The 637-nt window shown below is 49.0% G+C and carries 1 pseudogene; it reads left to right on the top strand.

The features are described 5' to 3' along the window. Positions 1-637, top strand: a pseudogene (locus R7E78_RS27720) (ferric reductase); the annotation flags it as partial.

Consider the following 637-nt stretch of genomic DNA (forward strand, 5'->3'; position numbering starts at 1 on the left):
ATTGCGGGGGTTAGCCTCGGAATCGTGCATTGGTTGACGTATAAAGTGCCAAAATGGCTAGTGTCGGCAGGAGTGCTCGAAAAACCAATCAAACACACCGGGGTTGGGCCTTCTGGGAACAACTTTGTCGGTTTAGAACTCTGGGTCAAAGAGTTGCGCGATGTGGGGCTTGGTTTGGGGGAGTGGGGTTTTTACCTGCTCTTGGCATTGCTCGTGGTGTCATTGTGGACGGTTGTTAAATACAAGCCATTTAAGTTGTCGCATCGTTTAATGGCTGCTGTGTATTTGATGATTGCTGTTCACTCCGTTTTGCTGATCAAGCACGCGTACTGGGGTGAACCAATTCATTTCGTTGCTTTGGGCTTTGCCTTGATGGGCTCTGCAGCTGCCGTTTATAGCTTGCTTGGTTTTGTCGGACGAGCGAATCGTCATCCCGCTAAAGTGGTGTCGACTCGCTACTTCCCTCAAGCGCGAGTGATGGAGTTGGTTTTGGCGCCAAGCAATAACGGTCAAGGAAAACCTTGGCAAGGACACAAAGCTGGGCAGTTTGCTTATGTTCGTTTTGGTAATGAAGATCCGCATCCGTTTACGATTGTTTCAGGTGAGCATGAACCAGAGGTACGCTTTTTGATCAAAG

This window comes from Vibrio sp. YT-19(2023) (genome assembly GCF_033337395.1).